This is a genomic window from Streptomyces sp. NBC_00259 (assembly GCF_036181745.1).
Classification (GTDB): domain Bacteria; phylum Actinomycetota; class Actinomycetes; order Streptomycetales; family Streptomycetaceae; genus Streptomyces; species Streptomyces pratisoli.
In genome coordinates this window covers 5,050,108-5,070,501 of sequence record NZ_CP108080.1, presented here as the reverse complement: position 1 = coordinate 5,070,501, position 20,394 = coordinate 5,050,108, and the positions used below count along the sequence as shown (strand labels likewise).

The 20,394-nt window shown below is 70.6% G+C and carries 15 protein-coding genes; 7 read left to right on the top strand and 8 right to left on the bottom strand.

All coding sequences use genetic code 11. The features are described from left to right. The first annotated feature begins 9 nt into the window (after positions 1 to 9). The 4 genes from OG766_RS23085 (at position 10) to OG766_RS23070 (ending at position 5,961) form a co-directional block, all read left to right on the top strand. Entirely contained in the window at positions 10 to 1,980 is a 1,971-nt protein-coding gene (locus OG766_RS23085; protein WP_328726111.1) for a fumarate reductase/succinate dehydrogenase flavoprotein subunit, read from the top strand. After that, the gene (locus OG766_RS23080) at positions 1,977 to 2,750 is read left to right on the top strand and encodes a succinate dehydrogenase/fumarate reductase iron-sulfur subunit (RefSeq protein WP_266382511.1); all 774 of its coding nucleotides are present in this window, start codon (positions 1,977 to 1,979) and stop codon (positions 2,748 to 2,750) included. The genes OG766_RS23085 and OG766_RS23080 overlap by 4 nt, the downstream gene beginning before the upstream one ends. 353 nt (positions 2,751 to 3,103) lie before the next feature. Then, positions 3,104 to 5,218: a TPM domain-containing protein gene (locus OG766_RS23075; protein ID WP_328726110.1), complete on the top strand. Its 2,115-nt coding sequence runs from the start codon at positions 3,104 to 3,106 to the stop codon at positions 5,216 to 5,218. Positions 5,219 to 5,250: 32 nt separating this feature from the next. After that, positions 5,251 to 5,961, top strand: coding sequence for a PspA/IM30 family protein (locus OG766_RS23070; protein WP_328726109.1), 711 nt, complete (start codon positions 5,251 to 5,253; stop codon positions 5,959 to 5,961). A gap of 32 nt (positions 5,962 to 5,993) precedes the next feature. Here OG766_RS23070 and OG766_RS23065 read toward each other — a convergent pair whose 3' ends face one another. The 6 genes from OG766_RS23065 to OG766_RS23040 form a co-directional block, all read right to left on the bottom strand. Next, positions 5,994 to 8,573 (bottom strand): SpoIIE family protein phosphatase, encoded by a 2,580-nt coding sequence (locus OG766_RS23065; protein WP_266382506.1) that lies wholly within the window; start codon positions 8,571 to 8,573, stop codon positions 5,994 to 5,996. Between the two features lie 147 nt (positions 8,574 to 8,720). Next, positions 8,721 to 9,149 (bottom strand): ATP-binding protein, encoded by a 429-nt coding sequence (locus tag OG766_RS23060; protein WP_266382504.1) that lies wholly within the window; start codon positions 9,147 to 9,149, stop codon positions 8,721 to 8,723. Between the two features lie 114 nt (positions 9,150 to 9,263). Next, entirely contained in the window at positions 9,264 to 9,692 is a 429-nt protein-coding gene (locus OG766_RS23055; protein ID WP_266382502.1) for a (deoxy)nucleoside triphosphate pyrophosphohydrolase, read from the bottom strand. A gap of 84 nt (positions 9,693 to 9,776) precedes the next feature. Continuing rightward, complete coding sequence (locus OG766_RS23050) at positions 9,777 to 9,959, bottom strand: SPOR domain-containing protein (RefSeq protein WP_266382501.1); 183 nt, start codon at positions 9,957 to 9,959, stop codon at positions 9,777 to 9,779. Positions 9,960 to 10,219: 260 nt separating this feature from the next. Beyond that, on the bottom strand, positions 10,220 to 11,941 hold the full coding sequence (locus tag OG766_RS23045) for a purine-cytosine permease family protein (protein ID WP_328726108.1): 1,722 nt from the start codon (positions 11,939 to 11,941) through the stop codon (positions 10,220 to 10,222). Between the two features lie 216 nt (positions 11,942 to 12,157). Beyond that, the gene (locus OG766_RS23040) at positions 12,158 to 12,910 is read right to left on the bottom strand and encodes a GntR family transcriptional regulator (protein WP_266382497.1); all 753 of its coding nucleotides are present in this window, start codon (positions 12,908 to 12,910) and stop codon (positions 12,158 to 12,160) included. Between the two features lie 295 nt (positions 12,911 to 13,205). On the opposite strand from OG766_RS23040, the gene OG766_RS23035 reads away from it, so the two are divergent. Continuing rightward, entirely contained in the window at positions 13,206 to 14,537 is a 1,332-nt protein-coding gene (locus OG766_RS23035) for a glycoside hydrolase family 18 protein (RefSeq protein ID WP_328726107.1), read from the top strand. Between the two features lie 101 nt (positions 14,538 to 14,638). Here the strand turns inward: OG766_RS23035 and OG766_RS23030 are convergent, their stop codons facing one another. Then, complete coding sequence (locus tag OG766_RS23030) at positions 14,639 to 15,730, bottom strand: DUF4190 domain-containing protein (protein WP_328726106.1); 1,092 nt, start codon at positions 15,728 to 15,730, stop codon at positions 14,639 to 14,641. A gap of 660 nt (positions 15,731 to 16,390) precedes the next feature. Between OG766_RS23030 and OG766_RS23025 the strand changes: the two genes are divergently transcribed. Together OG766_RS23025 and OG766_RS23020 are read left to right on the top strand one after the other, a co-directional pair. Continuing rightward, the gene (locus OG766_RS23025; RefSeq protein ID WP_328726105.1) at positions 16,391 to 17,191 is read left to right on the top strand and encodes a serpin family protein; all 801 of its coding nucleotides are present in this window, start codon (positions 16,391 to 16,393) and stop codon (positions 17,189 to 17,191) included. Continuing rightward, positions 17,188 to 18,642 (top strand): translation initiation factor 2, encoded by a 1,455-nt coding sequence (locus OG766_RS23020; protein ID WP_328726104.1) that lies wholly within the window; start codon positions 17,188 to 17,190, stop codon positions 18,640 to 18,642. The genes OG766_RS23025 and OG766_RS23020 overlap by 4 nt, the downstream gene beginning before the upstream one ends. 78 nt (positions 18,643 to 18,720) lie before the next feature. On the opposite strand, the gene OG766_RS23015 is transcribed toward OG766_RS23020, so the two are convergent. Next, positions 18,721 to 20,295, bottom strand: a complete 1,575-nt coding sequence (locus tag OG766_RS23015) for a S8 family peptidase (RefSeq protein WP_266382488.1) — start codon at positions 20,293 to 20,295, stop codon at positions 18,721 to 18,723. Positions 20,296 to 20,394 lie beyond the last annotated feature (99 nt).

Here is a 20,394-nt window from a genome sequence, read left to right as displayed (position 1 = left end):
TGCTCAGAGATGACTGAGCTCGAACGGCAGCAGTGGGATGTTGTCGTCGTGGGCGCGGGCGGCGCGGGACTGCGGGCCGCCATCGAGGCGCGTGAGCGGGGCGCCCGTACGGCCGTGATCTGCAAGTCGCTCTTCGGCAAGGCCCACACGGTGATGGCCGAGGGCGGAATCGCCGCCTCCATGGCGAATGTGAACTCCCACGACAACTGGCAGGTCCACTTCCGCGACACGATGCGCGGCGGGAAGTTCCTCAACCAGTGGCGGATGGCGGAGCTGCACGCCCAGGAGGCACCCGACCGGGTCTGGGAACTGGAGACCTGGGGTGCGCTCTTCGACCGCACCAAGGACGGGAAGATCTCCCAGCGCAACTTCGGCGGCCATGAGTATCCGCGGCTGGCACACGTCGGCGACCGGACGGGCCTGGAGCTGATCCGGACCCTCCAGCAGAAGATCGTCGCACTGCAGCAGGAGGACAAGCGCGAGTTCGGCGACTACGAGGCACGACTGAAGGTCTTCCAGGAGTGCACGGTGACCCGTGTCCTCAAGGAACAGGGCTCCAAGGACGGCGACCGCGTCTCTGGCGCCTTCTGCTACGAGCGCGAGTCCGGGCGCTTCTTCGTCCTGGAGGCGCCCGCGGTCGTCCTCGCCACCGGCGGCATCGGCAAGTCCTTCAAGGTGACGTCCAACTCCTGGGAGTACACGGGCGACGGGCACGCTCTGGCGCTGCTCGCCGGGGCACCGCTGATCAACATGGAGTTCGTGCAGTTCCATCCGACCGGCATGGTCTGGCCGCCGTCCGTGAAGGGCATTCTCGTCACCGAGTCGGTGCGCGGCGACGGAGGGGTGCTGCGCAACTCCGACGGCAAGCGGTTCATGTTCGACTACATCCCGGACGTCTTCAAGGAGAAGTACGCCGAGACGGAGGCGGAGGGCGACCGCTGGTACGAGGACCCGGACAACAACCGGCGTCCTCCCGAGCTGCTGCCCCGTGACGAGGTCGCCCGGGCGATCAACTCCGAGGTGAAGGCCGGCCGGGGCTCGCCGCACGGCGGGGTGTTCCTCGATGTGTCGACCCGGATGCCGGCCGAGGTGATCAAGCGCCGACTGCCGTCCATGTACCACCAGTTCAAGGAGCTGGCGGACGTGGACATCACGGCGGAGGCGATGGAGGTCGGACCGACCTGCCACTACGTGATGGGTGGCATCGCGGTCGACTCGGACACCGCCTCCGCGGTCGGCGTCCCCGGCCTGTTCGCCGCGGGCGAGGTCGCCGGCGGTATGCACGGCTCCAACCGGCTCGGCGGCAACTCTCTCTCCGATCTGCTCGTCTTCGGGCGGCGCGCCGGTCTGCACGCCGCCGAGTACTCCGCGGGGCTCGCCGGTGAACGGCCCCTCATCGACGAGGTCCAGATCGACGCGGCCGCGGCGGAGGCACTGCGTCCGTTCAGCGCGGAGTCTCCCGAACCCGGCGCGGCTCCGGAGAATCCGTACACCCTGCACCAGGAACTCCAGCAGACGATGAACGACCTGGTCGGCATCATCCGGCGGGAGGCCGAGATGGCGCAGGCCCTGAAGAAGCTCGGCGACCTCCGGGCCCGGGCCCGGCGGGCGGGAGTCGAGGGCCACCGGCAGTTCAACCCGGGCTGGCATCTCGCCCTCGACCTGCGGAACATGCTGCTGGTCAGCGAGTGCATCGCCCGCTCGGCCCTGGAGCGCACCGAGAGCCGCGGCGGCCACACCCGCGAGGACTTTCCCACCATGGAACGCGAGTGGCGCCGCATCAATCTGCTGTGCCGGCTCGCCGACCGCGCCCTGGCCTTCGGTCTCGGGGACTCGGGCGGACCCGCGCCGACCGACCCCGTGCGCGGCCAGATCGACCTCGCACGCAAGACCACCGAACCCATCCGCCACGACCTGCTCGCTCTCTTCGAGAAGGAGGAGCTGGTCAAGTACCTCGCCGAAGAGGAGCTGTACGAATGAGCACGTACGACGCTCGGTTCAGGGTCTGGCGGGGAGACCAGGACGGCGGGGGCCTGACGGACTTCACGGTCGAGGTCAACGACGGTGAGGTCGTCCTCGACATCATCCACCGGCTGCAGGCCACCCAGGCGCCCGATCTGGCGGTGCGGTGGAACTGCAAGGCGGGCAAATGCGGCTCGTGCAGCGCGGAGATCAACGGCCGTCCACGGCTGCTGTGCATGACCCGGATGTCGGTCTTCGACCGGAGCGAAACCATCACCGTGACCCCGCTGCGGGCCTTTCCGGTGGTGCGTGATCTCGTCACGGACGTCACCTTCAACTACGCCAAGGCCCGGGAAGTCCCGGCTTTCGTCCCGCCCCCGGGGGTCGCGGCGGGTGAGTACCGCATGCAGCAGGTCGATGTGGACCGCTCGCAGGAGTTCCGCAAGTGCATCGAGTGCTTCCTGTGCCAGGACACCTGCCATGTGGTGCGTGACCACGAGGAGAACAAGCCGGCCTTCGCCGGGCCCCGCTTCCTGATGCGCGTGGCCGAGCTGGACATGCACCCGCTGGACGCGGCCGCCGAGGCCGGTCTGGACCGCAAGCGCACGGCCCAGGACGAGCACGGTCTCGGCTACTGCAACATCACCAAGTGCTGCACCGAGGTGTGCCCCGAGGGCATCCACATCACGGACAACGCGCTGATCCCGCTCAAGGAGCGCGCGGTGGACCGGAAGTACGACCCGCTGGTGTGGCTGGGCAGCAAGATCCGGCGGCGGTCGGCGGACTAGACGACGCGGTCCGGTACAAGGGTGGACAGGGCCGTGCGCTCGGCCCTGTCCAGCCAGTACAGGTCCCGGGCCAGGGCCGTCCCCCGCCCCGGACGCTCCCTGCCGGTTCGATGCCTGCCTCGGTGCGCCTACGCGCCCACGTACCCGCTCACGTGCCCCGTCCCGGATCCCGCTCACGACGTCCACCCCCCTACAGCGCCACTTCCCATGTGCGTCCTGACTCTAGGTGACGCCACTGACAGTGACGGCTACGGACCGTGACGCACGGCTCGTGAGGGCGCGCCGCCCGTCGGGCATCTGGGCAGGCGGGCGTCCGGTCGCGCGGACCGAAGGCCGGACATAGCCTCCCAAACGTGACACGAATAGCCATCCGGGCTCTCCTCGCCGTGCTGGTGACGGCGTGGTGGCTGATCGTGCCCGCCGCCGGCAACGCCCTCGCCGAGGAGCCGGTGCAACTGTCGCGCCAGGGCCAGATCACCGACCGTGTCGGGGCGCTCGGCGCCCAGGAGCCCCAGGTGGCGCAGGCCCTGGACCGGCTGTACGACGAACGGCGCGTCCAGCTCTTCGTCGTGTATGTACGCGACTTCTCCGGGCGTCCTGCGCAGAGCTGGGCCGACGAGACGGCGGCGAAGAACGGGCTGAGGCAGGACGACGTCCTGCTCGCCGTCGCGACGCACGACCGCCAGTACGCCTACTCCGCGGACGCGGACTCACCGCTCAACCAGACCCAGCTCGACGAGGTCGCACGAACCGCCGTCGAGCCCGCGCTCAGGCAGAACGACTGGGCCGGCGCCGCGATCGGGGCGGCCAACGGCTACGCCGCGGTGCTCGGCGGGCAGCCCGTGCCCACGCCGGTGATCACTCCCGGCCCGGCCGACCCCGGCGGCGGAGGCGGGGACGGCGCCTCCGCCACCGACCTGGTCCTGCCGCTGGCGGTGCTCGGCGGAGCGGGCGCCCTCGCCGCGTACACGTATCGCAAGCGCAGGAGCCGGACCGCGAACCGGACCACTCCGGGCGGCGGCCGGCAGGGCTGGGGCACGCCGGAGGAGACGCCGGAGCCGGCGCCGACCCCGCTGCCAGAGCTGGACGCCCAGGCCAAGCGGACACTCGTCGCGACCGACGACGCCCTGCGTACCAGCCAGGAGGAACTCGGCTTCGCCACCGCGGAGTTCGGTGACGAGGCCGCGAAGCCCTTCACGGAGGCCGTTGCCTACGCCAAGAGCGAGCTGACGGCCGCTTTCCGGCTGCGACAGGCGCTCGACGACGCCTTTCCGGAGGACGACGCGACCCGACGGCGGATGCTGGACGAGATCATCTCCCGGTGTGCGGAGGCCAATCGGCGCCTGGACGAGGAGTCGGAGGACTTCGACCAGTTGCGCGCCCTGGAACAGAACGCGCCCCAGGCCCTGGCCACGGCCGGGTCCGCTCACCAGGAGCTCACCGGTCGGGTCGGCACGGCGGAGGCCACGCTCACCGTCATGCGGCAGCGGTACGCCGAGTCGGCGGCCGCGCCCGTCGTGAGCGACGTCGACCAGGCCAAGGACCGGTTGCTGTTCACGACGACCGCCCTGGACCAGGCCCGGGAGGCGATCGGCGCCGGCGACAACGCGGCCGCGGCCGTGCACATCCGAGCCGCGGAGGGCGCGGTCGACCAGGCGGCGCGGCTGATCGACGCCGTGGACCGGCGGGCCCAGGAACTCGCGGAGGCGGCCGGGAAGCTGCCCGGCGCGCTCACCGAGACGGAGGCCGACCTGGCCGATGCCCGCGGACTGCTGAAGGGGACGGCGGAGGGGGTCTCGACCGCCGACCTCCAGGGCCGGATCGCCCGGGCCGAGTCGGTGCTCGCCGATGTGCGACAGGCGACGGAGGCGGGCCCGTACGACCCGATCGACGCGCTGCGCCGGGTCGAGGAGGCGGATGCGGCGCTGGACGAGGCGCTGGCGGGCGCCCGCCAGCGCGAGGAGGGCACACGGCGGGCCCGCACGCTGCTCGATCAGGCGACTCTCACGGCGCGTTCCTCGGTCGGGGCGGCTTCGGACTTCATCACCACACACCGCGGCGCGGTGGGGGCGCGGGCCCGTACCCGGCTCGCCGAGGCGCAGCGGCGGCTCGAACGGTCGGGGGTGCTGGCGGAGTCGGACGACGCGCAGGGCGCGCTGGTCGAGGCGCAGCAGGCGGACGCCCTGGCCCGGGAGGCGCAGAGCATCGCCGAGCAGGAGGTGGGTGCGTACCGGAACCCGTTCGGGCCGGGCGGTGTACAAGGAGCAGGAGGCGGGCTCGGCGGTGCCGTGCTCGGCGGGATCATCCTCGGCGGCCTGTTCGGCGGCGGAGGCGGATATGGAGGAGGCGGGGGCTTTGGGCGGGGTCATGGGGGCGGGGGTCATGGGGGCGGTGGCTTCGGCGGTGGTCCGGGCAGTTTCGGCGGTGGGGGCACGCGTGGCCGCCTGGGCGGCGGTGGCCGTTTCTGACGCGGTTGTCTTCCTACGCAAGGAGAAGTGCCATGACCAAGCAGACGATTGTCGGCCGTGTCGCCCAGCTGGCGAAGGCCAACATCAACGCGCTCCTGGACCAGGCCGAGGATCCGCAGAAGATGCTCGACCAGCTCATCCGGGATTACACGAACAACATCTCGGAGGCCGAGCAGGCCGTGGCGAGCATCATCGGCAATCTGCGCCTGATGGAGCAGGATCATCAGGAGGACGTGCGCGCGGCCGAGGAGTGGGGCGGAAAGGCCCTGGCGGCGAGCAGGAAGGCGGACGAGCTGAGAGGGTCCGGGCAGAGCGCGGACGCCGACAGGTTCGACGGCCTCGCCAAGGTGGCGCTGCAGCGGCAGCTGCAGTCCGAGCGGGAGGCGAAGACCGCCGAGCCGACGATCGCCGCCCAGACGGAGGTCGTGGACAAGCTCAAGACCGGTCTCGACCAGATGAAGGGGAAGCTCTCGGAGCTTCAGGCCAAGCGCGACGAACTGGTGGCGCGGGCCAAGTCGGCGCAGGCGCAGAACCAGATGATGGACGCGGTCAAGAACGTCAATGTGCTCGACCCGACGAGCGAGCTCAACCGCTTCGAGGACAAGGTGCGCCGCGAGGAGGCGAAGGCGATGGGCAAGCAGGAGCTCGCGGCCTCCTCGCTGGACGCCCAGTTCGAGCAGCTGGACGCGATGGGCGACAGCGCGGAGATCGAGGCACGGCTCGCCGCGCTGAAGGCCGCGTAGCTGCTCGTGGCGGGCGGGCGCCTGAGCCTCGGTCAGAACATGCTGAGCAGCTGCTCCACACTGGGCTCGGCCGTCGAGTCCCCGTCGGGCAGGGCGAGTTCGAACCAGACGGTCTTGCCCCGGTGGGTGCGGCGCGAGCCCCAGGCCGCGCTCAGCAGACCGACCAACTGGAGCCCGCGGCCGCCTTCGTCGGTGTCCTTGGCCCGCCGCCGGCGAGGCTGGACCAGGCCGGCGTCCCACACCTCGCAGACGAGGGTGCGGTCGCGCAGCAGCCGCAGCCGGATCTCGCCCTCGCCATAGCGCAGGGCGTTGGTGACGAGTTCGCTGACGAGCAGTTCGACCGTGTCCACGAGCGCATCGAGTTCCCAGGCGACCAGCTGGGCCCGGGCCAGCTCCCGGGCGCGGCCCACGGAGCGGGGTTCCCTGGGCAGCCGCCAGTCCCCCACGGCCTCGGTCGTCAGCCCCTGGATGCGGGCCATCAGCAGGGCGATGTCGTCCTCGCCGTGCCGGGTGTCGAGGGTGGCCAGGACGTGGTCGCAGACGTCCTCGAGCGAGCGGGCGGGAGTTCCGCCCTCGGCGGGAGCGGGGGCCGGTTCGGTGAGTGCCCTGCGGAAGGCGCCGAGCCCCTCGTCGAGGGGATGGTCACGGGACTCGACGAGCCCGTCGGTGTAGAGGGCGAGCAGGGCGCCCTCCGGCAGCTCGACCTGGACCTCCTCGAACGGCTCGCCGCCCACTCCGAGCGGCATCCCGGGCGGCACGTCGAGCATCAGGGCCTCCTCGCCGGGCTCGACGAGGACGGGCGGCAGATGGCCGGCGTTGGCGAAGGTGCAGCGTCTGGTCACCGGGTCGTACACGGCGTAGACGCAGGTCGCCAGATAGACCTCGGAGAGCTCGGGGCCGCGGGACTTGTGGGCGACCCGGGACGCCTGCTGGGCACCGCTGGGGGTGCCCAGTCCGCGGGCGATCTCGTCGAGCGCGGAGAGCACCTCCGCCGGCTCCAGGTCCAGCAGGGCCAGGGTGCGTACTGCGGTGCGCAGTTCGCCCATGGCGACGGCGGCCCGAAGGCCGCGGCCCATGACGTCGCCGACGACAAGTGCGGTGCGGTGTCCGGGGAGTTCGATGACGTCGAACCAGTCACCGCCCACCTCGGTGGCGGTGTTGCCCGGCAAATAGCGGCAGGCGATGTCGAGGCCCGCGGCCTCCGGGTCCCCGGGCGGCAGGAGGCTGCGCTGGAGGATCAGGGCGCGCTCGTGCTCGCGGCGGTAGAGACGGGCGTTGTCGATGCAGACCGCGGCGCGGGCGGCGAGCTCGATGGCGAGCGCCCGGTCCCGTTCCCCGAAGGGCTCGCTCCCCTTCGCCCGGGAGAACTGGACGAGTCCGACGACGGTGTCGTGGGCGACCATCGGCACGGCGAGGGTGGACTGGAGCAGGGTGCCGTCCTCGCCCGGGATGGCGCGGACGCGCGCGGTGCGCAGCGCGTCGGCGCAGGCCGAGCTGAAGGGGTACCGGTGGACGGCGCCGACCTGGGGAGTGGCCGGCGTCCCCGCGCCGGAGGCACCGAGCAGGTCCTCGGAGACGGTGCTGGCGAAGGCGACCCGGCGCAGCTCGGCGCTGCCGCCGTAGCCCTCGGACCGCCCGGAGCCCCAGTGTCCGGGCGGGGCCTCGTCTCCGGTGAGCAGCCCCTGGTAGAGGTCGACGGAGGCGAGGTCGCAGAAGCCCGGGACGGCGACGTCGAGGAGTTCCCGGGCGGTGGTCTCCAGATCCAGGGAGTTGCCGATCCGGGCGCTGGCCTCGTTCAGCAGGGCGAGATTGCGGCGGGCGCTGGCCGCCTCTCGGGCGGCTATCTGGCGACGGGTGACATCGGTGCCGAGCCCTGCCACCCCGACCGGCCGGCCGGACCCGCTGTGCACGCGGTAGAGGTTGATGGACCAGTGACGGCGTTCGGTGCCGCCGGGGACCACGCCGACGAGCTGCAGATCGGTGACGGACTCCCCGGTCTCCAGGACGCGCTGAAGGGCGGCGGTCATCCGCTCCGCCTCGGGCCGGGACAGGTAGTCGTGCACGGTGCGTCCGCGGTGGTCCTCCGCCACGCCCCCGAAGACGGTCGCGAAGCGCTGGTTGGCGCGCAGCACGGTGAGGTCGGTTCCGAACAGGAGGAAGCCAAAAGGAGATTGGCCGAAAATCGCCTGCGACGCGGCAAGATCCGTCTCGATCTGTCGCAGGGCACGGACATCGACGACGATACAGAGCGCGGCGCGCTCGCCGCGCTCCGTCTCACTCGGCATCACATAGACCTCGGCCAGCCCGTGTGCGCCGCCCTCTCCGGGCAGCCGGAAGGGCACGAGGCCCGTCCACTCCTTGCCGTCCAGGATCTCGGCGACCTTGCGATGACCTCGCGTGCGCATATCGGCCGGGATGAAGACCTCGACCGGGTCCTTGCCCCTGACCTCGTCGGCCTCGATACCGAACTGCTCGGCGGCACGTCGGCTCCACTGGTCGACCAGCCCGTCCGGGCCGATCGAGAACGACGCCACTTTGATGTAGTCGTAGATGGAGCCGGGCGGGCTGCTCTGCCAGACCACGCCGCTCGCCGTCTCAGGTATCTCGCTCACGCGACCGTCCCCTCCAGCTCACCGCACCGGACCGGCCATGCCCGCAGTATTCAGCACTACGGGCCCTGGCGGCACGGCGTTCACGATCACAGCACGGTCTCGTTCGTTTTGAGCCGAGCACGTAATGATCGTTCTCCCCCCACACTCCTAACCCGGCAGGGGCAGCTCGAACCACACGGTCTTACCCGTTCTTCCGCGCCGTGTCCCCCAGCGCCGGGCGGTGCATGCCACCAGCTGCAGTCCGCGTCCACCCTCGTCATCGGGTCCCGCGGGGCGTTCGTGCGGTGGCTCCGGAAGCGGATCGGAGACCTCCACCAGCAGAGCGGGCAGTCGTGGTGGAGCCGATCCGTCGACGGTCGGCCGGACCAGCCGGACCCCGATGGGGCCGGAGGCGTACCGAAGGGAATTGGTCACCAGCTCGCTGACCAGGAGCACCGTCACATCACCGACCACGGAGTCCAGACCCCAGCCGCGCAGGGCGTCACGGACCGCATGACGGGCGGAGCGTACGGCGTCCGGCTCGGCAGGGAAGGTCCACTCGACGCATGCGCCGTCGGTGTCGATCACGCCGACCACTTCCCAGACCAGCCACAGAACCTGTCCACTTTGGGACGGTTAACCACCCCATACCCGATATCAAGGCGGGCTATCTCCAGAAGGGGCGCACGGTGGCACGAACGGCGTAGAGCGTCAGCCGCGTGCGCTTCCCGAGTGATGCGGGGGCAACCGGCGCACCGCCTCCTCGACGGCGGGGCGGTCCTGGGGCAGCCAGTCCACCGAGTCCAGTTCGTCGACGGCCAGCCAGCGCAGCTCGTCGTGATCCTCCAGCGGAAGGGGCAGGCCGGAGATCAGCCGCGCAGTCCAGACCTGGAGCACATAACCGGGCCCAAGAGGCCACTCGCCGGGGACGCGCTCGATCGGCTCGACCTCCACGCCGAGTTCCTCGCGCAGTTCGCGAACGAGGGCCTGCTCCGGGGTCTCGCCGGGTTCGAGCTTTCCGCCGGGCAGCTCCCAGCGGCCGGCGAACTCGGGTGGTGCGCTGCGGCGCGCGGCGAGCAAGCGCCCCTGGTCATAGAGCGCCCCGGCCACCACGACCCGAGCGGTCACGCGATCTGTCATGCGCCGGAGCGTAACCCGCGAGGCGGGGCGCTCCGCGCGCGCGGCCGTCCGCGCGTTCGCCCGGATGGCCGCGACCGGAGCATGTCAGGACGGCGCGGTCTGTCCGACGTGCTCCACCCAGTAGAGCTGCTCGTTGCCGCGGTCACCGAGGCCGTCGGCGACCGTCTGCGCCTCGTCCCGTGTGGCGTACCTTCCGACGCGATAGCGATTGCCGTTGTCGTCCTGGCGGATCACCAGCCAGGGCAGCACCCCGCCACCGTCGCTCATCGCGCCTCCCCCTCCGCCGGCCTGCACATCTCTAACGATCCCCAGGAAACCGCAGTCTGCATATGCCCGAGCTTACGCCTGACCTTTACTCAGCGGATCCGTGTTTTCACAAAGAGAGACGGATCCGGCCAGGAGGGCGGCAGGCGAAGGGAGCGCACACGGCCGAGTGCGCCCCCTTCACCGGAGTCCGGGCTCCGCCGGAGACCGAGGTCCTCCCGGGAACGAGCCCTGTGGGGGACCGGCAGGATCGGACGGTGCGTTCAGTCCGTACGCACCGTCGGCAGCGGCAGGGGGACCGGGACGGAGGCCGAGGGATCCTTGCGGCAGACATCGCCGCATTCGGCGTCCAGCGAGCAGCACAGCGAGCAGATGGGGCCCGACCGGACCGGGCAGTCGGCGATGTCGGGGAGTTCGTACGCGGTCTCGCAGACGGCGCAGGTGTGGGTGGCGGTGATGTCCCCGACGGCGTCAGCACCTCCCCCGGAGCCTTCCGCCCGGGTGTAGCCCCATACCGGATTCGGGCGGGCCAGGTAGTACCTGCCCTTCGTCGCCCAGGCGATCAACGGGCAGAGCAGCAGGGCGAGTCCGGCCGCGATGAAGGTCGAGAAGGCCTCCGCGTACGCCCCGAACAGCCCGAAGAAGGCCAGGATGGAGACGGTCGAGGCGATGACCATCGCACCGAAGCCGGCCGGGTTGACGGCGTGGAGATAGGCGCGCTTGAACTCGATGTGCGGAGGGCTGAGTCCGATCCGCTTGTTGATGACGAGGTCGGCGGCCACGGCGGCGATCCAGGCGATGCCCACGTTCGAGTAGAAGCCCAGCAGCTTGCCGAGCGCGGCGAACATGTTCATCTCCATCAGCGTCAGCGCGATGGCGAGGTTGAGGAAGATGTACCAGACCCGGCCGGGGTGCCTGTGGGTGATCCGTGAGAAGAAGTTGGACCAGGAGAGCGAGCCGCTGTAGGCGTTGGTCACATTGATCTTGATCTGGGAGACGATCACGAAGAGCGCCGCGGCGGGCAGGGCCACCGATCCGAGCCAGGGCTTGAGCGCTTCGATCTGCGGAGCGATCGGCTCCAGGGCGTGTGTCTTGCCGACGGCCTCCAGCGCGACGAAGGCGAGGAAGGCACCGCCGAGCTGTTTGGCCGCGCCGATGATCACCCAGCCGGGTCCGGCGGCCAGCACCGCGAGATTCCAGCGCCGCTTGTTCTGCTCCGTCCTGGCCGGCATGAAGCGTAGGTAGTCGGCCTGTTCGCCGATCTGGGCGATCAGCGAGAGAGCGACGCCCGTGCCGAGCCCGAAGCCGATCCACGAGAAGCCCGAGCCGGCCCCCTCCGTGCCGCCGAAGGACGCGAACGCGCCCCAGGCGTCGGGGGCTTCGAAGGCGAGCACCAGGAACGGCAGGACCAGGCCGATGATCCAGACCGGCTGGGTCCACGCCTGGACCTTGGCCAGCGCGCCCATGCCCTTGAAGACGATCGGGATGACGATCAGCGTGGTGACCAGATAGCCGATCTCCAGAGGCAGTCCCACCGCCTGGTGCATGGCCTGCGCCATGATCGAGCCTTCGAGCGCGAAGAAGATGAAGGTGAAGGAGGCGTAGATGAGGGAGGTCAGCGTCGAGCCGAAGTAGCCGAAGCCCGCGCCGCGCGTGACGAGGTCCATGTCCAGGCCGTAGGTGGCGCAGGCCCGGGCGATCGGGATGCCGGTCAGAAAGATGATCACCGCGGCGGTGAGGATGGAGGCGAGACCGCTGGTGAAGCCGTAGGTGAAGACGATCGAGGCGCCGATCGCGAAGTCGGCCAGATAGGCGATCCCGCCGAGCGCGGTGCCCGCGACCATGGAGGGCGACCAGCGCCGGAACGAGTGGGGGGCGTAGCGCAGCGAGTAGTCCTCGCGGCTCTCGTCGGCGGCGAGCTTCGCGTAACTGCGCTCTGGCGGCGGTGTCACCGCCTGCGTGTCACGACTGACCGTGTCCGTCATGAGGCTTCCTGTCGTCCGACCGGATTGCGGGAGGGACGAGCAAAGTAGAAGCGGGCCATGACGACTCGGCACCGCACGCGATTGCCCGCGCGTTACGGGTCCGGGGTGGGCGTTAACTCGTGATCACGACAAGCGGACGGACTGTCCGCCCAGCGGTCACCGCGCCGGGCGCCCGACGGTGCGTCAGGCGCCCCCGAGGGCACGGCGACCCGGCCGTCACCGTACGGGAAGGTGGTAGGCGATGCGGTAGCGATCGGCCGGGACCACGACGTCCGCCGTCTCCACCGCGCGCCCCGACGCGTAGTACGTCCGCTGGATGACCATGACCACATGGCCGGGGACTCCACCGAGGGTCAGGAGCTCCTCCGCCAGACCCGGCCGCGCGCCGACCTCCTCCACCACGTTGTCCACGACGACATCGATCGCGCCCATCCGCTCGACGACGCCGCAGCCGCCGAGCGGCCCCTCCTCGGGCAGCATCACCGGGGTCCGTCCCGTGATCACGAGGGGCTCCCAGGAGGTGGAGAGCATCATCGCCTCGCCGGCGTCCCGGAACACGTACCGCGTACGCATCACGCGCTCGCCGGGGGCGACACCCAGCCGTCCGGCGATCGCCACGCTCGCCGGCTCCTGCTGACTGCTGGACTCCCAGGTGCCGCGGGCGTCTTCCGACGCCTGCTCCTGCCGGAACGGATTGGCACCGGTCGGCGGGCGGTACCCCGAGCGGGCGATGCGCCGCGGCACCGGCCGCTCGCGCACATACGTCCCGGAGCCGGATCGGCCCTCGACCAGGCCCTCCGCCATCAGCACCTTCCGCGCCTCCAGCGCGACGGTGTCCGAGACGCCGTACTCCTCGCGGATCCTGGCCTGCGAGGGAAGGCGGGTGTGCGGCGGGAGCGAACCATTGACGATTTTCTGGCGAAGATCGCTCGCCACGCGCAGATAGGCGGGCTGCTCACCGAATGTCACTGGCCACTCCCAACAGGTTGACAGACAGCTACAGCGTGGCAACCGACGGTTGCGCGCCGCAAGCATGGGCCAGGGTTTCACCCGAAGTGATGACCGCTCTTTACGCAGGCAGTTACCCCAGGTATGGACTCGCGCTTCGTGCAGGCGTTCACCGAATCCTTGACCACAATGGTCCAGACCAATACCTTCCTATCCGTACCACGCACGGCAGCAAGCACCGCTCATGGAAGACCTCCGGCACACGTCCCGGCACCCGCTCAGTCACTCGCCCGGCACACGCACAGGAATGAGCCTCATGCGCCGAAGAACCCTTGCCCGGCTGACCATCGCCGCCACCTCGCTCTCGCTCCTCGCGGCGCTTCCCGCCGCGCTCGCACCGGCCGCCACGGCGGACGGCGGCGGCCACCACGCGTACAAACGCGTCGGCTACTTCACCCAATGGGGCGTCTACGGACGCGACTTCCAGGTCAAGGATCTGGACACCAGCGGCACGGCCGACAAGCTCACGCACATCAACTACGCCTTCGGCAACGTCGGTCCGGACGGGAAGTGTTTCACCGGCAACGTCCCGGGAGAGGCCGACGCCTGGGCGGACTACGTCCGTCCGCTGGACGCCGCCGGTTCGGTCGACGGCGTCGCCGACACGGACGGGCAGCCGCTCGCCGGCAACTTCAACCAGCTGCGCGAGCTCAAGGCCAAGCACCCCGGCCTCAAGGTGCTGATCTCCCTCGGCGGCTGGAGCTGGTCGACCCACTTCTCCGACGCCGCCCGCACCCCCGCCTCGCGCAAGGCCTTCGTCGCCTCCTGCCTCGATCTCTACATCAAGGGCAATCTGCCCGAGGACGGCACCCGCGGCGGCGCCGGAGCGGCGGCCGGGCTCTTCGACGGCATCGACCTCGACTGGGAATGGCCCGGCTCCGAGGGCGACACCGACACCGTCTTCCGTCCCGAGGACAAGCAGAACTTCACCGCGCTGGTACGGGAGTTCCGCACCCAGCTCGACGCGTACGCCAGAACGCTGAAGAAGCGCAAGCACTACGAGCTGACGGCCTTCGTCCCGGCCGCGCCCGCCAAGATCGACGCCGGCTTCGACGTCCGAAAGATCATGCGCGACCTGGACTTCGTGACCCTCCAGGGCTACGACTTCCACGTCTCCGGCGAGAAGACCACCGCCCAGCAGTCCGCGCTGTTCGCCCGCGACGACTTCAGCGGCGACCAGACGGTGCGGGACTGGCTGCGGCGCGGCGCGCCCGCCCGCAAGCTGGTGCTGGGCGTGCCGTTCTACGGCCAGGGCTGGACGGGTGTCACCGGCGGCGGCGACGGCCTCGGGCAGCCGGCGGGCGGACCCGCACCGGCCACCTGGGCCGCCGGGTACGAGGACTACAAGGCCCTGAAGAAGCTCGCCGCTTCGGGCACGTACACCGTTCACCGCGACCGGCACAACGGCCACGCGTGGCTCTTCGACGGCACCACGCTCTGGACGTACGACGATCCCCATGTGCTGCGGACCAAGACGTCGTACATCCGCGACCGCGGGCTCGGCGGCGCGATGTTCTGGTCCCTGGACGGGGACACCCCGGACGGGGAGCTGATCATGGCGATCGACAAGGGCCTGAAGGGCCGCTGAGCGACTGCCGGAGCATCCGGGCGGTCAGCGGTCGGAAGACGGGCCGGCGGGGCCCCGGCGAGGATGCCGGAGCCCCGCCGGGCGCAGCGGCCCGCTCACAGTCACACGGCTTCGCCCGGCTGCGTCTCCTCGGCGTCCGGGTCCCCGGTTCCCTCGTCCCCGGGCTCCGCGGGAGGCTTCGTCGAGAGCCCGAGGGCGGAGCGAACGGCGATCTCCGTCTCCTGCCGGAACGCCTCCTCGGCCTTGCCGCAGCCCTCCCAGAACTCGTCCTCCTCCAGCGCCCCGGTCACCCGGTCGTAGTGCTTGCGGGCGGCGTCGTACTCCTTCGCACGCGCCAGGGCGTCCTTCCGGGCGACCGCGGGCCAGTCCGCGGCACGCAGCGCGCGGGCCTGTTCCTCCAGCGTCAACGACATCTGCGCGGCCCAGACGCGGTTGGCGTCCGGATCGTCCTCGAAGAGGTCCTCCGGCTCCTCCCACCGCGTCTCTTCGATCGCCTGCTCGCTCTCCAGATACGCGAGCTGCGCCGGGTTCAGGGTGGTCCGGTCACTGCGGACGGAGGACTTCAGCTTCGCCTCGGTGGCCGCGAACGTGCAGACGACGGTCCGGTCCCCGAGCCGCCAGCTGTCCCTGGTCGGCATGTAGTAGTACGTCTCGGCCGCCTCTGGAACGGCCCACCGGTCCAGCGCGTACGCGCTGTTGATGTCCTCGCAGCGGGTCTCCGCCTCGGACTCGATGGCCGGATCTCCCGGCCACCTGTCGAACTTGTGCAGCGGGAAGGCGCCGGAGACCTCACCGTCGTGCGGCTTCTCGCAGTCGACGACCGCGACGGACGCGGTTTCCTTCTCGTCCTCGACCCCATGGGGCGTGTCGAAGCACTGCCCGGTGCGCAGATCGAGCGTGGAGCGCGACCTGGCACTCTCGTCCGCGGCGTCGCGGAGGCCGTCCCAGAACGCGGCGGCGCCGCCGGTGGCGAACGCGACGGTCATGAGGATCGTGCTGACGACGGAGAGCGCGGTCCCGGCGATCGCCAGCCCGCGCCCGTCCTGCCCCTTCTTCTTGATCTGCGCAAGGGCGATCAGTCCGAGGACGAGCCCGAGCGGCGGCAGACAGCACACGATTCCCGTGATGAGGGAGGCGACGGCGAAGCCGTTGGTCGCGGGGCGGGGAGGCATCCCGTAGGCCGGATACGGCATCCCTGCCGGCATCCCCGTCGGCGACCCCGTGGGTGTCGGATACGGATACGGGTACGGCTGTGGGGACGAGGACGAAGGCTGCGAAGGCGGCTGCGCCGGGCCGGACGCGCCCGGAGGCGTCCAGCCCTGCGACGACGGTTCCACGGGTGCGTGCTCCTCGGAAGAATCGGTGGGGATCAGCGGGGATGAGCAGAGATCATGCGAACATGTGCGCGGATCGGCGATCAGCGGATCATACGGGGGGCGCCATGCGAGCAACAGCTGATTCCGTACGTGCGGTCAACCGCCTCACCAGCCGGTGGGCGGCGACCGCCGGACCGGACGACACGGTCTTCTCGGCCACCGGCGTCTGGCCCCTTCTCGCCCTCCCGGCGGACGCGGCGGACGGCCCAGCCCGCGCCGAGCTCGAAGACGCCGTGGGCATGCGCGGCGACCACGCCGCCGACGCCGCACGGCGTTTGCTCGCGGCGCTCGCGACCGTACGCGGCTCACGATCCGCCGTCGGCCTGTGGGTCAGGCGTGTACTGCCTTTGCGACCGGAGTGGACGGCCGGAGTGCCCGCGGACTGCCTGAGCGTGCTCGCTCAGCGGGGACTCCGATTCCGACCGCAGGACGCTGGACACCTGGGCGTCGGAGAACACGGACGGACTGATCCGTTCGATGCCGATCGACCTTGACGACGACGCCGTCCTTCTGGTCCTGGCTGCCGCGCAGGTCGTGCGACTGAAGTGGCTTCGGCCCTTCCGGGACAGCGGGATGACTCCCGAAACCGGTCCCTGGCAAGGGCGTGAACTCCTCGCTCTGTGCCGGTCGACCTCGCTGCTGGACCGGATCGGCGTGGCCGGGACGGACCACGGCCCGCTGACCGTCCTCAAGGTCCTCGGCGACACCGGCGTCGATGTCCACCTGCTGCTGGGCGCCCCCGACATGGCCCCCGGCGACGTCCTCCAGGCCGGCATCGGGACGCTCACGGGTACGTACCGGATCGTCCCGGGAGACCGCCTTCCCTTCGGCGGACCGGGGCCCGGTCTGACCGTCGGGACGGTCGGAAGCCGTACTCCCGATCCCACACTGGCCGTCCTCACCAGTCCCTTTCGCCTGTCGGCAGACCACGATCTGCTGCACCGGCCCGCGCTCTTCGGTCTGTCGACGGCCATGGACGGCAGCCATGGACACTTCCCCCGGATGAGCGCCGCCCCGCTGGCCGTCGCCTCCGCCCGGCAGTCGGCGACGGCCGTCTTCGACGCTGAGGGCTTCGAGGCGGCATCCGTGACCGCGATCGGTGCCATGGCGGCCGGGCTCGGCCCGCCACCGCGTCACACGACCAAGTACATCGAGGCCGAATTCGACCGCCCTTTCGGCTTCCTGGCCGTCCACCGCACCTCACGCCTGGTCCTGTCGGCGGGCTGGGTCGCCGAGCCGACGCCGTGTCCGGAGTTCGACAGCGAGCCCGCCTCATGACGGCGCCCTTGCTCCATGGCGTCGCGGTGAACCCCGCCGCGCCCACAGACGTCCTCCTACGGCTGCTGACATCTCGCCACAAGGAGGCGTGGAGCCCGCTGTGCCGCCAGAGGCGAGACTTCCCCGACGCCGTCGTCGACGCGATCGTCACCCATCCCGAGCCACGGGTCCGGGCGGATTTCGTCCGCAACCCCTACGTGGACGGTGAGGTGCGCGGGCGGCTGGTGGACGATCCGGAATGGATCGTACGAGCCCATTTCGCCGGCGGGCCGGGGCATGAATGGCTTCCACAGCCGCTTCCGGACTGGGTCGTCGACCGGATGTACACGACGTACGGGAACGAGGAGCTGGGGCAGCTCATCACGTCCCGACAGGTGCCTTACCGCACCCTTCTCGGTCACGCGGCCCATCCGATGGCGTCGATCCGGTCGACCGCGGTGCAGATGTGGGCCGGTCTGTCGGAGGAGAGGCGCGCCGCCCTGCCGGCCGATCCCCACCCGGCCGTCCGCGCGGCGTTCGAGCGGCGGATGCGGGAGGAGGACGCGGAGGAGAACGAGCGGCAGCTGAACCGTTTGCCCCCGCACAATTCGCACGCCCGCAGCCACATCCTGGTGAACCGCCCCCTCACCCGGGCGGTCGTCGACTCCCTCCTGCACGGCACCGACGAGGAAGACCACTGGGTGCTCGCCCACAACCACAGCACCCCGCCCGATGTCGTCGCGCTGATGGCCGCGTCACCGGACACCGGGGTCCGACTGGAGGTCGCCGGCCGTGCCGTCCTCGCGCGGGAGGTGGTGGAACTCCTGGCCCACGACCGCGACCCCGGCGTACGGACCGCCGTCTCCGTACGCCCCGAGCTGACCGAGGCCGAGCGCGCCGCGATCGACTACGTCGTGGACCAGGACGAGGACTTCTTGCCCATTCCGCACCACACCCGTCCCCCGCGCGACCCCGCGGTGACCACGTCGCGAGCGAACTCCGCGCACCCGCTCCTGCGCCGCCACGCCGCCACCGACCCGGCACTCCCCGCCGCTCTGGTCGCACTCCTCGCGGAGGACGACGACCTCGGCGTACGGGTGCTGCTGGCCCAGAACCACCCCGCCCCGCCGCCGGAACTGCTGCTGCGTTGCCATCTGGAGTACACGGGGCGGGAACGTGACCGTCTGACGACGCGGCCCGGCTTTCCGGTCACCGGGCTCGCCGCCCGTTTCGCCGACGCGGAGGACCCCTCGGTGCGCCGGCTCGCCACTCTCGATCCGGAGCTGCAGCCGGCGTGTGCGGATGCGCTCACCCGCGATCCGGACCCGGGCGTACGGGCAGCCGCGGCGCGTCACCCCCGGCTTCCGCCGCGGCGGCTGCTCGCCCTGCTCGACGACGAGGAACTGGCTGGGGACGGTGCGGCGAATCCCGTGCTTCCGCTCGCCGTGATGTACGGATTGCTCGACGCATGAGGAAGGGGCGGCCGCTCGGCGCGACCGCCCCTCGTTGTCACTGCTCGTCAGGTGCCCGACTCATGGGCGTACGAGGCCTCAGAACTGCAGCGCCCAGGAGTCGATCCTGCCGGTGTCGTAGTTGGCGTTGTCGCTCACGCGCAGCTTCCACGTACCGTTCGCGGTCTCCGAAGAGGCGTTCACCGTGTACGTGGTGTTGATGTTGTCGGAGCTGCCGCCCGTGCCGTAGGACTTCAGCGTGTACGCGGTGCCGTCCGGGGCGACGAGCTGGACCTGGAGGTCACCGATGTAGGTGTGAACGATGCTCACGGGCACCTGCAGGGCGGCCGGGGCACTGCCGGTGACACCGCTGACGGTGACGGGCGACTCCACGGTGGTGTTGTCGTTGATCGCGAAGTCGGCGGTGTTCTCGAACCTCGGTCCGGGCGGCGTGGTCGAGCCGCCGCCGACGTAAAGGAGCCGGTTGGGCGAGCCGGAGCCGGGGTTGCCGACGACGTTCGGGGTCGCGGCGGTGGTCAGGGCCGAGGACACCTGTGCGGGGGTCGCGGTGCGGTTGTCCGCGAGGTAGAGCGCGGCGGCACCGGCGACGTGCGGGGTGGCCATCGACGTGCCGGAGATGGTGTTGGTGGCGCTGTCGCTGGTGTTCCAGGCCGAGGTGATGGAGGAGCCCGGGGCGAAGATGTCCAGGACGCTGCCGTAGTTGGAGAAGCTGGAGCGCGCGTCGGTGCTGGTGGTGGAGCCGACCGTGATGGCCTCGGTCACCCGGGCCGGCGAGGTGCTGGACGCGTTGGCGCCGTCGTTGCCCGCCGCGATGGCGTAGGTGACGCCGGAGGCGATGGAGTTGCGTACGGCGGTGTCCAGCGCCGTGTCCACGCCGCCGCCGAGGCTCATGTTGGCGACGGCCGGCTTGACGGCGTTCTGCGTCACCCAGTCGATGCCCGCGACGACCTGCGCGGTGGTGCCGGAGCCGGCGTTGTTGAGCACCCGGACGCCGACGACCTTGGCCTTCTTGGCGACACCATACGAGGATCCGGCGACGGTGGCGGCGACGTGCGTGCCGTGGCCGTTGCCGTCCTGCGCCGTGTTGTCGTTGTCGATGGCGTCGTAGCCGTACGAGGCCCGGCCACCGAAGTCGCTGTGGGTGATCCGTACACCGGTGTCGATGACGTACGCGGTGACGCCCTCACCGGCCGAGTCGGGGTAGGTGTAGCTCTGGTTGAGGGGCAGTGCCCTCTGGTCGATGCGGTCCAGGCCCCAGGAGGGCGGGTTCGGCTGGGTGCCGGAGATCGTGAAGACACGGTTCTGCACGACGGACTCGACGGCCGGGTCCGCGGCGAACTTCTTGGCCTGCGCCTCGGACAGTTCGACGGCGTATCCGTTGAGAGCGGCGTTGTACGTCTTCTTGATCTTGGCTCCGTACTCCGCGGCGAGGTCCTTGCCCGCCTTGGAGCCGGCGTCGGCGGCCGATTCGTCAAGGGTGACGATGTAGCTGCCGGCGATGGCGCCGGGGGCGCCCGCGTTCTGGATGACGCCTACCGGGGCGGACTCGGCCGCGGTGGCCGGAAGGGCGGACGCGGCGCCGAGCGCCAGGGCGGCGACGGCTATGGCGCTGGCCGCGGACAGTCTTCGCCGCGAATTACGCATCACGGACATGTGAGGATCCTCCTCATTGGTGGTGCATTCTGTGGGGGTTTCGACAGGGGCATGACAATGACGCGGAGGGGATGTCCGCGCGATTGCCGTGCCGCTGCC

What these genes read in the sequence shown, in the direction of transcription:
- OG766_RS23085 (WP_328726111.1), top strand. Translation starts at nt 10, where the DNA reads ATGACTGAGCTCGAACGGCAGCAGTGGGATGTTGTCGTCGTGGGCGCG.
- OG766_RS23030 (WP_328726106.1), bottom strand. Translation starts at nt 15,730, where the DNA reads ATGCCGTATCCGGCCTACGGGATGCCTCCCCGCCCCGCGACCAACGGC.
- OG766_RS23015 (WP_266382488.1), bottom strand. Translation starts at nt 20,295, where the DNA reads ATGTCCGTGATGCGTAATTCGCGGCGAAGACTGTCCGCGGCCAGCGCC.
- OG766_RS23045 (WP_328726108.1), bottom strand. Translation starts at nt 11,941, where the DNA reads ATGACGGACACGGTCAGTCGTGACACGCAGGCGGTGACACCGCCGCCA.
- OG766_RS23050 (WP_266382501.1), bottom strand. Translation starts at nt 9,959, where the DNA reads ATGAGCGACGGTGGCGGGGTGCTGCCCTGGCTGGTGATCCGCCAGGAC.
- OG766_RS23035 (WP_328726107.1), top strand. Translation starts at nt 13,206, where the DNA reads ATGCGCCGAAGAACCCTTGCCCGGCTGACCATCGCCGCCACCTCGCTC.
- OG766_RS23070 (WP_328726109.1), top strand. Translation starts at nt 5,251, where the DNA reads ATGACCAAGCAGACGATTGTCGGCCGTGTCGCCCAGCTGGCGAAGGCC.
- OG766_RS23025 (WP_328726105.1), top strand. Translation starts at nt 16,391, where the DNA reads ATGCCGATCGACCTTGACGACGACGCCGTCCTTCTGGTCCTGGCTGCC.
- OG766_RS23055 (WP_266382502.1), bottom strand. Translation starts at nt 9,692, where the DNA reads ATGACAGATCGCGTGACCGCTCGGGTCGTGGTGGCCGGGGCGCTCTAT.
- OG766_RS23020 (WP_328726104.1), top strand. Translation starts at nt 17,188, where the DNA reads ATGACGGCGCCCTTGCTCCATGGCGTCGCGGTGAACCCCGCCGCGCCC.
- OG766_RS23080 (WP_266382511.1), top strand. Translation starts at nt 1,977, where the DNA reads ATGAGCACGTACGACGCTCGGTTCAGGGTCTGGCGGGGAGACCAGGAC.